This window comes from Chryseobacterium sp. MA9 (assembly GCF_024399315.1).
In the GTDB taxonomy this organism is placed as follows: domain Bacteria; phylum Bacteroidota; class Bacteroidia; order Flavobacteriales; family Weeksellaceae; genus Chryseobacterium.
Genome location: NZ_CP075170.1, coordinates 426,427 through 439,810, shown reverse-complemented (window position 1 = coordinate 439,810; position 13,384 = coordinate 426,427). Strand labels below are relative to the sequence as shown.

The following is a 13,384-nucleotide window of genomic DNA, read 5'->3' as shown; positions in this document are numbered from 1 at the left end:
TCGTGTAGTATAGCTTTTTTTCTTGTTTTCGTTAAAAATTTTCATATTTGAACAAAGAGACCACTAAAAAAATCCAAGTGGTGAAAAGAGAATATTTCGAGTACTGTCTGACATAATGAATCAGACAGTTTTTTTTTGAATTATTTCAAAGTATCAAAGAAATGATAAATATCTGTTTCTCCGGGAATATTCAGTTTCTTTCTGATTCTGTATTTTTTCTGCTGGACACTTCTGTGCTGAACCAAAGTATAATTTGCAATTTCTTTGGATGTAAAATGCAGTTTCAGCATCGCACAAAAAATCAATTCAGAACTTTCAAGACCAGGATTAATTATTAAAAGTTGATCTATAAATTCAGGATAAGCTTCTTTAAAATGATTCAAAAATTCAGGATCATTCTTTTTACCAAGTTCTATGATCTCTTCCTGCTTGTTGTCATTCATCCTGATTTTCAGATTTTCGGCTTCTATTGTAAGTACCTCTTTTCTTTTTCCCAAAGCCCGGATGATTCTCCATGCATATAATCCTAGCAAAGAAAGACCTGCCAATGATAAAAAGAAAATCCAGTATATTTTACTTTTATGATGCTCTGCATCCTGCTGAGCTCCGGTAATAAAAGACTCCATATCCTGATTAATCGTAGCCAGTAAAGATGTATTGGTTTTATAATAAGCCTCTGTATATGCTTTCAAATAAAGGTATGCTTTTTCTTTATCTCCCGTGCGTTCATATAACATCCTGAGATCGTTATAGATATATTTACCATAGTAGGCATAGATACGTTTAGTTTTCTCATTGATCTTCAGGGCCTTCTTAAGTGTTTCTTCTGCCTTATCATATTGTTTGTAGGTAAGAAAATATTCTCCCATAATTGTATTGGCATACAGGGCAATTCCGTCTTCCTTCCCTCTTATATTAGCTTTATTATAAGCAGTAGTAACGTATTTGTATGCAGAATCTTTATTCTTATGCATATAAACATAATCACCTATAGCACAGTCGGTAAGACCTGTGCTATCCATTTTTTTTGCCCTGTGAAAATATTCAAGTGCTTTTTCGTAATCCTTTTTTTGGATAAAATAAATGGCCTGTCTGAAATAAATACTGAAAAGAAGATCATTTTTAAGCTCAGACTGACCGCTTTTCTGTATCAGGCTCATCGCTTCATTATTATATTGAAAAGCTTTGTCAACCCTTCGGAGTTCTATATTGAACCGGCCGTAAACATTATAAAACCTGGCTTTATGTATATTATCTTCTGAATGATCCAGAATTTCTTTTGCGTTATCAAAAAGAATCTGAGATTTCTGAAAATTTTCTAATGAAATATTAAGCTCAGCCAGATTGATGTAGCACAGTGCTTTTCCGTCCGCATAATTTATTTTATCGGCCAGTTTGTAATATCTTTTATTGAGATTGATCAGAGAGTCATATTCTCCGGCTACCCTGAATTTCTCATTCTGCTTCAGCAGAGAAACATCAAATTTCTTTTCAGCCTCTTTCTTTGAATGAGAATGGCACGAAACTAAAGTAATAAGTAAAACAGCAAGAAAAATACTTTTCATATGTTTCTCTATTTAAGCTAAATTCCTATATAAATTATGATTAAAACCTTTTATAAAACAGAATCCGGCATTTTTTATTGTGATGAAATTTTTTATTCTGTTAGGTTTTCAAAAAAGTCATAAATATCCGTTTCTCCGGGAATATTCAGTCTTTTTCTGATCCTGTATTTTTTCTGCTGTACAGATCTGTGCTGTACAAAAGTATAGTCTGCAATTTCTTTGGCAGAAAAACGAAGTTTCAGCATGGCACAGAAAGTCAGTTCTGAATTTTCAAGGTCAGGATTGATTTTCAGAAGTGATTTTATAAAATCAGGATACAGTTCTTTGAATTTTAATAAAAAGGAAGAATCATTCCGTTTGGCGAGCTCTATTACTTCTTCCAGCTGCTTAGTCTCCACATGGTTTTTCAGTTCATCCGTTTCTTCTTTTAAAGAGTTTTTCTTCAGCTTTAACTTATTGATTATTTTCCGGACATATACTCCTGAAAAAGTAAGAACAGTGATAGACAAGGCAATAAATAAAGGAAGATCATTTTTATGCCAGTCCGATTCCTGTTTTACTTCAGAAATAAAATCCTCGGTTGCCTTATTCATTGTGGTAAATCGTGCAGCGTCAAACCGGCCTTCTTCTTCCATATATTTTTTCAGATAGAAATAAGCTTTGCCTCCGTCATTCTTTTTCTTATACAGCTCTGCCAGTGCCTTATAAACCTCTTTTATATGTGAAGAATAAGTACGTCTTGTTTTAATATTGATGTCCAGTGCTTTTCTAAGTGCTTTCTCAGCCTGCTCACTGTTATTTACTTCATTATAGTAGTATCCCATGGTATAATAAACCCAGAGGGATTCTACATCAGTTGTCTTCTGGCTTAACATTTTCTCATCAGCCCGCTCAATATATATTCCTGCAGAATCAGGCTTATGAACAAATAAATAGTATTGGGCAACCATACAATTGCTATAGGCCGAGTTTTCCAGTACATTCGCTTTGGTGAAACATTTTAAAGAAGTTCCAAACCACCCTTTCCAGGCATAGTAAATTCCTTTGTTCACATACAGTCTCGGAAGAAGTTTTCGAGCAAGACTAGTTTTTGCGGCCTGTTTTAAATAATAAAATGCTTTATTATTGCATTCAATAGCCTTGTCATTTATTTTAAGATGAGAATAATACAGGCTGTAGTCATTATAGAAGGTTGCTTTATGATAATTATTCTCAGAGTTTTTCAGATCTTTCTCTGCTTTGTTGAAAAAAAAGCGGGCTTTATCATAATTTCCTGCTGAGACATTCACCCCTGCCATATTCAGGTAGCAAAGACCTTTTCCGGCTTTATACTTCATTTTCGCAGCTTTTTTCAGATATTTTATATTCAACCGGATAAGAGCTTCATATTCCCCTGCTAGCTGAAGGTCTGAAGTCTGATTTAATAAAGAAGTATCAAAATTTTCTCTTTCTTTATCCTGAGAATCATGGCTGCACGAAAGCATACATAAAAATAACCCTATGCAGATTGTACAGGCTATTATTTTTTTTAAATCGTTTGAATATATTTTTTTATTCTTAAGAATGATCAAATTAATTCTTTCCATCAGTACCACTTTTCCCTATGTCTACCTATACATATTTCATTTAAACATGTTAATAATTCTCTACTGTTATTCTATTATTATTCCCCAATAAGTGTTATAAATATACATAATTTATCATGCTTATTATGGAATAAGCAGTTAATTTTGCAAAAATGTAACATTTAAATAAAGTACCAAAATTTCCCCCTAAACAAACATTTTTTAAACTTTCCGGACGGCTATGTAAACTTTTCCGGTCAAAAAAATGATTGCTTTTGTTTATAATAAGACTAACTGAAATGGAATTTGTTACAAATACATCGTTTAGTTTTAAAAATTTTAATACAATTGTTGAAATTCTGCCGGGCATACTAAAAAGAAGTTCAAAATAATCTACATATTTGTATCCGGATATTAATGAAAATGACTATCCCAATAACTATGACAAATATTAGCTACCGAAAACTTATCCCTGAAGAAAGTAGAATTTACCGAGCCATCCGCCTGGAAAGTCTGGAAAAATTCCCTGAATCTTTTGGAGCAACCTATAAGGATGCCCTGAGTATTGAAAAATTTCGTATAGAAAGCGATATTGAAGAACAAACACCGGAAAGATTTGTATATGGAGCTTTTGCTCAGCAGGAACTTGTGGGCATCTGTACTTTTGTTAAAAATGAAAACAATACCGGAAGTATTTACCAGATGTATGTAAAAAGAGAATTTCAGGGAAAAAATATCGGCCAGGGATTGATTGAGGCTGTTATTTCCGAAGCGTGTCAAAAATTTAACGGTATTGAAATCATTCTAGAGGTTATTCCCGGAAATGATAAGGCTTACAATCTGTACCGGAAAATAGGGTTTCAGGAAATGCCCCATACTTCTCCTGAAGAAATCAGTATGAGATATGTTCCTAAGTAAGAATATTATTTTTTAATATTAAATCTTAATAATGAAAAACTTATCATTCCTGTCTCCTCTACTTACAACTTCAAAACCATTAACCAATAAGTAAAATACGGCTACGTTCATGCATTGCTCATGATCCATGAACTTGTCAATGCTTATCTGTAAAAATGACATGGGATTATAACAGACCGTTAACTAAAAAGCGATTTGGTTTGATATTTTTGAGCTGCCAGAAAAAACTGATATTAAATAGAAAAAGGCGCCTTTTTATGCGCCTTTTTAACTGTTTAAAACCTGAACAGGTTTTGGTGACCCCATTGGTACAAAACTCGAACTTTTTGTTGGAGGATTTAAGAAAACTAAATACTCTTGATCATGCATTTTTACCTTAACAGGTGGTAAATCTTATAATAATTAGATAATTACATATAAAATCCAAGCAAATACAAGTACTATTCTTTAGCGACCAAAAGAGTGTATGAAGAATTCTTAATTCAATTTCGAACTGTTTAATGAGATTAAATCACTGAAATATACTACTTACAAATAAACCTTTTCACAGATATAATTATTCTTTTATCTAAATTCTTCCAATAACCCAATAAGTTGTTCCATCGTCCAAAACGATCACCCCTGAATACGGCTGGCTGATTGAAAGATCAGACTGTGCATCAATCTGGTTCGGTGACTGAACTACAATATTATTACTGGAACCATCTGTTTTCTTAATAATAATTTTTTTCCCTTTTTGGGATGGAGCAGGTAAAGTAAGACTAAGGTCTGCAAAGGAAGCATCAGCTAAAATAATTTCATCTGTTCCGTTAATCGTATAATTTGCTGTGATCTTTTTTACAGAAGACTGTATTTCAATAATATCACCCTCACTGTTGGTTCCAAGTCTAAATGTATTAACCAAATTCGTAAGTCTCAATCCGGAAGTGCCAGGCTGTTCACTTTTCACTTCCAGATTGTTACCCGGCGAAGCTGTATTAATTCCTATACTGGCATAGCTATTCCCACCTGCATTCACATTGCTACCATAAATACTGTTTCCTATATTAAGCTGATTACTTCCCGAGGTATTTTTTAAGTCGATATCGGAGCCAATGACAATATTGTTTGATCCGGAGGATTGGTTCCTTGCAGCACTTTTTCCTATCATAATATTGTTGTCACCCATCATTAGTCCTTGACCTGAATAAGCACCCAATGTTACATTCTGTCTTCCCGATGACATGTTTCCAAGGGAAAGAAAACCAACTGCTGTATTTTCAAATCCGTCATTTAAATGTCCTGAGGCACCTTTGCCAAGGGCCGTATTGTAATTACCTGTCCTGTTGCTGCCTAAACTTTGATGTCCTACTCCTACGTTCCACTTCCCGGTTCTATTCAACATTAATGCCTGATAACCTATCCCTGTATTTCCTTCACCATCATAATTTGATGTCAAACTATGGCTACCAACTGCGGTATTGTCATGGGCAACCATATTTTCATTTTCTCCTTTAAGACTTTCGAATCCTATTGCTGTATTCCATCGTCCTACAAATCCTGGATTTCCTTTGTAAGATCCTACTCCAAAAGAGGTATTATAAATTCCTACCCCACTTAATTTTCCTGCGATAACACCTCCTCTTTTGAATATCAGATCCTGATTATCTGTAGTCCCTATAAAGTTGGTACCAGGATTGGTCGCACTGTTCCCATAAGTTCCCCATGTATTTTGGGTATCTGACAACAAGGTCCAGTTATTTCCGCTCCAATAATAATACCCGGGTACAACAGCATTTGTACTGTTACCTGCTACCGCTGTATTATATATTAAAAGTCCGGCTGCCGGATCTTTAATCGTTATACTGTCCCTGACCTCTTTCAGAGCAATTCTTGGAGGCAGAAATCCTTTATTGTCTCCCGCAACCTCTAAAGCCGCTGATGAATGAGGCTGGGTGGTATTGATTCCTACCTGACCAAAAATATTTATTGAAGTAAATACAGAAAGTATTACTGTAATCATTATTTTTTTCATTACATTTTTGTTTTAATTATTTACTATTTTTCGCTACCGGAAAAACCTTATATCATTCTACCAATTATTTTATGTTGCACCTATTTTTATAAATGCTGTTCTAAGATTTAAACTTATTTAAACAAGAAAAAGGAAAAGAAGATTTCTCTAAATAAGCAATCCTTGCAGCAGACATATGAAACTGTGTATTAATATGTATTGGAAAAACTTTAGTAGATTCTCCAATTCTTATCAATTGATCCTTAATTGACATGGCAAAATTAAAAAGGTCTCTGGTGCTATGAAGAAAAAAAAGTAAAAAGCCTCACTGACAAATCATCAATTTTATTTTACAATTTCACAAACAACTGATATTCTTAATATTACAAAATAAAAAAAATCAGTAACAAATCAATAAATCAATGTAACAATTTACAGTTACGGCTCTTATTTCTTATGATAAAAAATAGTAAAACAAATCTTATTCATCATTTTTTTACCGTAGAATTCTCATAAAATAATGTATAAATTTCTTAATCCATATGGGTATCTAAATTTATTCATTGCAACTTTTTTTCGGGTACTTTCGTAAAAGAGTTTACTATCATATCGATCATCTGAGGCAGTAAATTTTAGAAACCTTTAAGAAAAGTCAATAACATACAAATTCCAGTTAGAGTAAAAAAAACGGATTGAGAATTAAATTTCAATCCGTTTCATTTTTTTATTTTATCGTTTGTAATAAGCAACGATACTCGCTTTGGCTAACGTCTGGTTCCAGAGATTAAAACCAACAATTGCGGGATTTTTGTTTTCATCCAATCCTAATTTATCGGTTTTCAGGGCATAAACAGTGATAATGTATTGGTGAAATCCGTGTCCTTCAGGCGGGCAAGGTCCTCCAAACCCTTTAATTCCGTAGTCCGTTATACTCTGGACAGCACCTTTTGGAGCTAAATTCAATTTAACATTCCCTGAATTGGTTACTAGTTCGTTTACATTGGCAGGAATATCAAACATAACCCAATGCCAGAATCCACTACCTGTTGGTGCGTCAGGATCGTACATTGTGACAGCAAAACTTTTGGTTCCCTTGGGTACATTTTTCCATGATAATTGAGGGGATTGGTTATCTCCCGAGCAACCAAATCCGTTAAACTCTTGTATTTTGGTAGTTTCTCCACCCAAATCTTCACTTAATAACGTAAATGTTTTTTGTCCGAAAAGTGCTGTTGAGAAAATTAAAGACAACACTAAAATCAAATTTGCTTTTTTCATTGTATAATGATTTAAATTTTAAGCAAAATTAGGCTGGATAATACCAAATAAATTGAGAACAATGTTCAAAAACTGTTGATAAAAGCTCAATTTTTATGATGTTGTTTTGGAGTAATACCGTATTTTGATTTATAGGCCTGAATAAAACTAGATAAACTTTCGTAACCCATTTCAAAATAAATTTCAGTTGAAGTTTTTTTCTCTTGATTCAGCAAATAATGAGCATGTTCCAGCCTTCTGTTCTGAAACCATTTGATAGGCGATTCAGCATAATGTTTTTCAAATTCCCTTTTAAAAGTGGATATGCTCATATTGCACAAAAAAGCCAATTCCTTTAATGTCAGTTTACTTAACTGATTGGTTTCAACAGTGCGGATAAATTTTTGTGTAGTATCGTTACTGTTTTCTATTAGCGAATAAAGAAATTCGGTCCCGTGTATTTCCGTAAGATATAGTATTATCTCTTCAAGCTTCAAAACAAGCAATTTCTTTTGTGTATCTCTTGAAAGTTTGGAAATATCCAACAAACTGCTTACAAATCGTTGCGTAAATTCATCGTAGCCAAACGAATAAACGGATTTATATTCAGTGGGTTTGATTTGGTTTAGTTCAGTTTTCCGGATGAATTTCAGTAAAGTTTCGTTTGAAAAAAACAGAAGCACACTTCTATAATTCCGGATGTTTGAGAGCCTTTCGGTCATAAGGCAATGCCCGGATTTCATGATGAGGAATTTAGAATTATCTATTGACAGAGCTGAATTGTCAAAAATAACGTCTTTAGTTCCTTCGGTAAGAAAACTGAATGTATTTTGGTTTAATACAATTTGTTGTTTTGCTATTTCCTTTGAACTTTGATAATCAAAAATATGAACGGATTGTGATTGGTCTACATTGAGTTCGTCAGGAAGGGTGATGATCTTCATTTACTTTTTTCTTTGTTTGAATCCACATTTATGGAAAGTATTGCTTACAACATTTGGGGCTATGCATTGCATTGATGGGAAAATCGAAATACAAATATTGTTAATGGCAATTTATCCGTTATTTATATTTTATTTTATCAATTTTACTGTTTTTAAGGTAGTCAAAAGGTCATTTTCAGACTTTATTTCCCATAAATTCTTCATATTCTTCAAAATTAAGAAAAGGTAAGAAATGAAAGTGGTTATTCATTACAGCTTTTTTCAATTTTTTTCCAGATACTTCCATTATAAAGCTTAATATCACCTTCCACGGTATCATAGATCAGCATTCCCTCAACAGGATTTGTAATCTGTGAAGTCCCTGCAATTCTTGTCATTACAAATCCTTTCGTTTTTGAGTCCAGAACAATGAAAGCGCTGTAATGCTGTGGCCAGCCATCAGGCTGATTTTCTAATGATGAAATGCCTATCAGAGAGATATCTGCGGGAACTGAGGAATTACCTGGCTTGGTACATTCATTACAGTTAAGTTTTTCGACCACAGTTACTGTAGAAGTTGACCTTATTGGCCGAAAAATTTTAAACTCTGAATAATAGTAAAAAGGATAGTAAGTACCTGCCTCTACTGCTGACGGATCAGCAACAGGATCTCCTCCATGATGATCGTTGGTATACCAATATAGGTTTGGAGGATTTATATTGACCCCGCCAGAAGTCCAGGGTTCAATAATACCAGGAACTGTAAGGTCAGCTTTTTCTCCCGGACAAACAGTTAGTTGAGGCTTAAGGACAAACGGCTCTCCACCATTGGGAAGATTGGTACATGGTGTTGGAGGCACATTATTAGAAGAAATATTCAACCGTGGTGATGCATACTTTCTATAAGTTCCAGAAAGTTGATGATATGCTTTATTTGCATCATGGTATCCCTTGGGACCATAATAATCGATTGCCGGATCATAATAACGGGGAGAAACCGTACCTCCCCCTGAAGCATGTGGATTTGGAACTTCCAATAGATTAGTCCAATAAGAAGTATCTACAACATTAGCATTAATCTGTAAATCCGTATTAACACTACCCACCGAATACCATTTTACCACTGTTCCCGGGGTTACCATACCAGAAGCAGACGGAACTTCTAACAAAGTCAGATCAATTGGCTCACATATTGAAATTCTGTATCCCATACCCCCTGTTACAGCAGGATCATCAAATTCTGTATCAGTATACAGTCTTACCTGTGGGAAAGGAGCAATCTTTTTTATTTCCACGGCCTGCAGGGGCCCTTTACAGATTTGCCCGTTAAAATTTTGCTCATATCTGGTGTAAAAAGTTTTAGTAGTAGGGGGCAGCCCCGGGCTGGAGGGTCCGGTAAAATTTACGAGCGCAGGATTAGGAACAGGAACTGTACCTGAAGCATCTGAATACCACTTTACAGAAACACTTACCCCAACAGGTAGACGCGAAGTATCTTCCAACGCTATCAGGTTAAACGTTTGACCGAAACCAAAATACCGGGCTTTATTATTAAGATAAACCGGAGTATCCGAAAGTAATATGACGGAAACCGGATCTGAAGGCAGACTATAACAACTGGTCGCCGTATGGTAATAAAAGGCATAATAAGTACCTGTCTGAGTAATATTTCCACCATTTACCATACTTCCGGAAGCATTAGGATTATCATACCATCTTACCTCAGCTCCTTGAGGAATATCTCCTGAAATAACTTTAGTATTAATGCTTGTATTGATCCCGGGACAATGTGAAAATTCATTGTTTATAGAAAGATTTAACGTGGGAACCACTTCGTTACACTGCTGCGCCTTCATGGCGGTAAAAGGTAACATGATAATCAGCATTACCATTGCCAGTAATTTCTTTTCAATTTTTTTCATACTATTATTTATTTGCTATTTCCAGTAATGCCATTGATTACCATCAAATACTGCCAGGGTTTTGCTTACTGTATCATAACATAGAGTCCCAATAACAGGATTGGGAATATTCAGATGGGGATTGGCAACTTTAGGCAGGATAAGTGCTTTATTTTCAGACTCCAGGACCAATACTCCTTTCGCAGGAGAATCAGGAGCCCCAATGATGACTCCCCGACCGGTTTCAGCAGATGGATTTATCATACGTCTATCTGAATTTCCAGGGACATCCGTTAAAGAAATCCAGTTTCCATTACTAAATACCTTTACCTTCAGATCACTGTTGTCAACCACGAAAGTTCCGGGAGATGGGCTAGCAGGAAGATCAGGTAATAAAGGCAGTACAATTCCTTTTGGAGAATCGCCAAAATCCAGTATCCCGTCTCCATCCACCGATGTCTTTCCAATACCAATCTGCCCATTGCAAGGCATAAAAACAAACAAACTCAGAGGCAGGAATATTCCTGCAAAATGAGCACTTAACATTTTGCTGATCATAATTTTACTTTTCAAATAATAATAAAAACCAGTAATAAGGATATACTTCTTATTCATCAAAAACGATCAGGAGTTATATCTCAGCCGGAAAAATAGTGTAGTTACCAGGTTTTATGACAGCAAAAGTACTCGTATATCCGTCAAAGGGTGAAAAAAACGTAAAAACACAACTGACAAATCAGCAATTGTAATTTATATTTTTACAAAACACTGGATCATAACCATCCAGTTAAGATTTACGTTCGGAATGAACAGGAAATAATTCTCTGCTAAAGTTAGTATTTGGATTAAAACGGAAATGTCAGAGTAAAAAGAACCGCTTCGTTATTGGTTCGGTCCAGCATTAACAGCAGACTTTAAAATTTTCTCACTCCTTTTAAAGCTTTGATGGCTTCTGAAACCTGCAAGGTAAACCAATTCTTCCTCATCAGCCATTTTGTTTTCCGGGAGCTCTTTTAATCTCTGAAATTCTTCCAGCCTGTATCGGTTGATGTACATGCTGAAGTTAAGCCCATATGTTGTATTGATAAAAGAAGACAGATAGGTACGATTGGTACCAAAAGCAGTGATCAGATCTGTAATTTTAAGATTAGGGTCCAGATAAGGTTTCTTTACATCCATGTATTTTGAAACTACTTCATGGCTAAGAGGTTCCCTGGATTCCTTTTCCTGTTCTGACAGCCTGTCTGCTATGATATCTTCTGTAAGCAGTATAAAGTTCTGTCTGAAAATATGGTAACAAGTAGTTACATTTAATAGCAATATGAATAGAAGAGGAACTACCAATCCGACAAACTTCGTATATACCTCTGATCCAATAAAATAATATAATACAGGAAATGGAATAACCAAAAAAAGCACACCAAAGATCTGATAAAGCCATGCCAAAGAAGTTTCTTCCATATTGGAAGAATATTGCACTATTTCTTTTCTGTAACGAATTACTCTGTTGGCTGCCAGACCTAAATAAATCAGACTCAGAATCAACCTTATATAAAAACGACTGTAATCAAAAAAAATAAAGCCTTTATAACCCGCTATCCATTGAATATCTTTTGCATCCATAAGCAACAGAATGCTCCAGGGTGTTAATGCAAACCATAATCCATATCCTGCAGCCAAACTCAATGGGAGTACGTAATGCCAGAATGAAAATTGCTCAGCAGTCCGGAGTCTGGTTATTTTAAAGATCAAATGATAAAACATGACTGGTAACAGCAGCATTGTCAAAAAATTAACAGGTTTGGTCTGAATAAAAGTATCTTTATCAAAATTATAAAAGAAAATAGTAATCACATAAATAATTTCAACTATATACCCACTAATAAGAAGTATAATTACTCTTTTTATAAATTCATCTTTATTCCAAAACAGTCTTATCAAAAGCAATATACTGCAAAAAAGAGCAGAAAATACAGCAATAGAAAATGACATGATTAATAATAAACGTTCAATTTCCATATTTATTCATTGTCTTTTTGTTCAACCTTTTGTTCTGCAGCTTTTTTGGCTCTCCAGTATGCTCTTGGAGTAGAGAACCCAGCCATCAGAGCGAGTTCTTCCTGGTTTTTATCTTTATGTTCAGGATGTTCCAGAAGATATTTCATCTCTTTTAGTCGCCACAGGTTATTGTATTGGGAGAAATTGACTCCAAAGGTTTTATTGATAAATCCTGAAAGATAGGTTCTGTTCGTTTCAAAATAAACAGCAAGGTCCTGCATCTTAAACCCGGCATTCAGATAAGGTTTACTCTCTTCATAGTATTGTTCCAGCTCTTCCTTGGCAAGAAGCAGTGATGCATTGCTTACAGGTTTAGCCTCCTGATTATTAAATACATCTGACAATGCAATAATCTCCCCTCCTGCGATCATAACGGTATTATGGTCACCGAAAGATAATATTGCATAATTTCTCATCAGGATATTATAGACAATGATGATATGCTGTACAGGAACAAGAAGGGTCATTGCTATCAATACAAAGTTAAGCTGCAAAGGATTACATATAAACAGGATAAGAAGCAAAAATCTTACGACCATCAGTGGCACCATCCAACGCATCACTTTCCATTTTTCTCTTCCGTGTTTTTTTATCAATATTCTTTTATACCGGATAACTCTTATGCTTCCCAGTATCGCATAGCAAAGCATGAAAAAGAAAACTGAAAGAGATGTATAGGGCATAAATAACGATGAAACGGCGTCGTTTGAAAGCTGATTAATTCCCGTAAAAGTTATCATAAAAATTCCTGAAACAAAGAGAAGGATCAGTGGTATAATATAATGGACTTTTATATGAAACAGATTGTCTTTTTCTACAGGGGTCAGCAGGCTGATAAAATGATAAAAAATAACCTGATTGAGCTGCAATACAAAACAGACTAGAGGAAGGTAATATTTCAACAGATGCTCATAGTTAAAATTAAATTGGACATATACCCAGCTTAAGACCATAAAAGCAAAATAAACACCCAGTAATTTCTTGACCTGCTCCTCCACTTTGGTTAGTTCCTGTCCGTAAGCGACGACGAAAAGCATACCACAAGTGAGTGAAGAGATCATTGGTAGTGAAGTATATATATACTTAAATAGCTCTGCCATATCAATATCTGGTTATAAGTCCTCTTTCCTGAGGCTTACAAAAATAACGATTTTAAGTCTTATTTTTTCTCAATATATCTACTTTCTAATGATATTCTAATATT

At 34.7% G+C, this 13,384-nt stretch carries 11 protein-coding genes; 1 reads left to right on the top strand and 10 read right to left on the bottom strand.

Going from position 1 to position 13,384, the window contains the following annotated elements; genetic code table 11:
• Positions 1-140: 140 nt before the first annotated feature.
• A complete protein-coding gene (locus tag KIK00_RS01975; protein ID WP_255814900.1) occupies positions 141-1,565 on the bottom strand; it encodes a hypothetical protein in 1,425 nt (474 codons plus the stop codon).
• A 92-nt stretch (positions 1,566-1,657) separates the two neighbouring features.
• Positions 1,658-3,151, bottom strand: a complete 1,494-nt coding sequence (locus KIK00_RS01970) for a hypothetical protein (RefSeq protein ID WP_255814899.1) — start codon at positions 3,149-3,151, stop codon at positions 1,658-1,660.
• Positions 3,152-3,571: 420 nt separating this feature from the next.
• Here KIK00_RS01970 and KIK00_RS01965 point away from each other — a divergent pair, with 420 nt between their 5' ends.
• Positions 3,572-4,048 (top strand): GNAT family N-acetyltransferase, encoded by a 477-nt coding sequence (locus KIK00_RS01965; RefSeq protein WP_255814898.1) that lies wholly within the window; start codon positions 3,572-3,574, stop codon positions 4,046-4,048.
• An 18-nt stretch (positions 4,049-4,066) separates the two neighbouring features.
• On the opposite strand, the gene KIK00_RS01960 is transcribed toward KIK00_RS01965, so the two are convergent.
• From KIK00_RS01960 to KIK00_RS01925, 8 genes are all read right to left on the bottom strand, one after another.
• Positions 4,067-4,210: a hypothetical protein gene (locus tag KIK00_RS01960; protein WP_255814897.1), complete on the bottom strand. Its 144-nt coding sequence runs from the start codon at positions 4,208-4,210 to the stop codon at positions 4,067-4,069.
• Positions 4,211-4,616: 406 nt separating this feature from the next.
• Entirely contained in the window at positions 4,617-6,062 is a 1,446-nt protein-coding gene (locus KIK00_RS01955; RefSeq protein WP_255814896.1) for a hypothetical protein, read from the bottom strand.
• 708 nt (positions 6,063-6,770) lie between these two features.
• Positions 6,771-7,319 carry a YbhB/YbcL family Raf kinase inhibitor-like protein gene (locus KIK00_RS01950; RefSeq protein ID WP_255814895.1) on the bottom strand — a complete coding sequence of 183 codons (549 nt, stop codon included), beginning with the start codon at positions 7,317-7,319 and terminating at the stop codon, positions 6,771-6,773.
• 86 nt (positions 7,320-7,405) lie between these two features.
• Positions 7,406-8,242 (bottom strand): AraC family transcriptional regulator, encoded by an 837-nt coding sequence (locus tag KIK00_RS01945; protein WP_255814894.1) that lies wholly within the window; start codon positions 8,240-8,242, stop codon positions 7,406-7,408.
• A 242-nt stretch (positions 8,243-8,484) separates the two neighbouring features.
• Positions 8,485-10,143: a hypothetical protein gene (locus KIK00_RS01940; RefSeq protein ID WP_255814893.1), complete on the bottom strand. Its 1,659-nt coding sequence runs from the start codon at positions 10,141-10,143 to the stop codon at positions 8,485-8,487.
• Positions 10,144-10,158: 15 nt separating this feature from the next.
• Entirely contained in the window at positions 10,159-10,680 is a 522-nt protein-coding gene (locus KIK00_RS01935; protein ID WP_237390894.1) for a hypothetical protein, read from the bottom strand.
• Between the two features lie 324 nt (positions 10,681-11,004).
• Positions 11,005-12,141: a hypothetical protein gene (locus KIK00_RS01930; RefSeq protein ID WP_255814892.1), complete on the bottom strand. Its 1,137-nt coding sequence runs from the start codon at positions 12,139-12,141 to the stop codon at positions 11,005-11,007.
• Positions 12,142-12,143: 2 nt separating this feature from the next.
• Positions 12,144-13,280 carry an AraC family transcriptional regulator gene (locus KIK00_RS01925; RefSeq protein ID WP_255814891.1) on the bottom strand — a complete coding sequence of 379 codons (1,137 nt, stop codon included), beginning with the start codon at positions 13,278-13,280 and terminating at the stop codon, positions 12,144-12,146.
• Between the last annotated feature and the right edge of the window lie 104 nt (positions 13,281-13,384).

Coding starts and splice junctions, on each gene's coding strand:
- KIK00_RS01940 (WP_255814893.1), bottom strand. CDS start 10,143: ATGAAAAAAATTGAAAAGAAATTACTGGCAATGGTAATGCTGATTATC.
- KIK00_RS01955 (WP_255814896.1), bottom strand. CDS start 6,062: ATGAAAAAAATAATGATTACAGTAATACTTTCTGTATTTACTTCAATA.
- KIK00_RS01950 (WP_255814895.1), bottom strand. CDS start 7,319: ATGAAAAAAGCAAATTTGATTTTAGTGTTGTCTTTAATTTTCTCAACA.
- KIK00_RS01935 (WP_237390894.1), bottom strand. CDS start 10,680: ATGATCAGCAAAATGTTAAGTGCTCATTTTGCAGGAATATTCCTGCCT.
- KIK00_RS01975 (WP_255814900.1), bottom strand. CDS start 1,565: ATGAAAAGTATTTTTCTTGCTGTTTTACTTATTACTTTAGTTTCGTGC.
- KIK00_RS01970 (WP_255814899.1), bottom strand. CDS start 3,151: ATGGAAAGAATTAATTTGATCATTCTTAAGAATAAAAAAATATATTCA.
- KIK00_RS01965 (WP_255814898.1), top strand. CDS start 3,572: ATGACAAATATTAGCTACCGAAAACTTATCCCTGAAGAAAGTAGAATT.
- KIK00_RS01925 (WP_255814891.1), bottom strand. CDS start 13,280: ATGGCAGAGCTATTTAAGTATATATATACTTCACTACCAATGATCTCT.
- KIK00_RS01960 (WP_255814897.1), bottom strand. CDS start 4,210: ATGTCATTTTTACAGATAAGCATTGACAAGTTCATGGATCATGAGCAA.
- KIK00_RS01930 (WP_255814892.1), bottom strand. CDS start 12,141: ATGGAAATTGAACGTTTATTATTAATCATGTCATTTTCTATTGCTGTA.
- KIK00_RS01945 (WP_255814894.1), bottom strand. CDS start 8,242: ATGAAGATCATCACCCTTCCTGACGAACTCAATGTAGACCAATCACAA.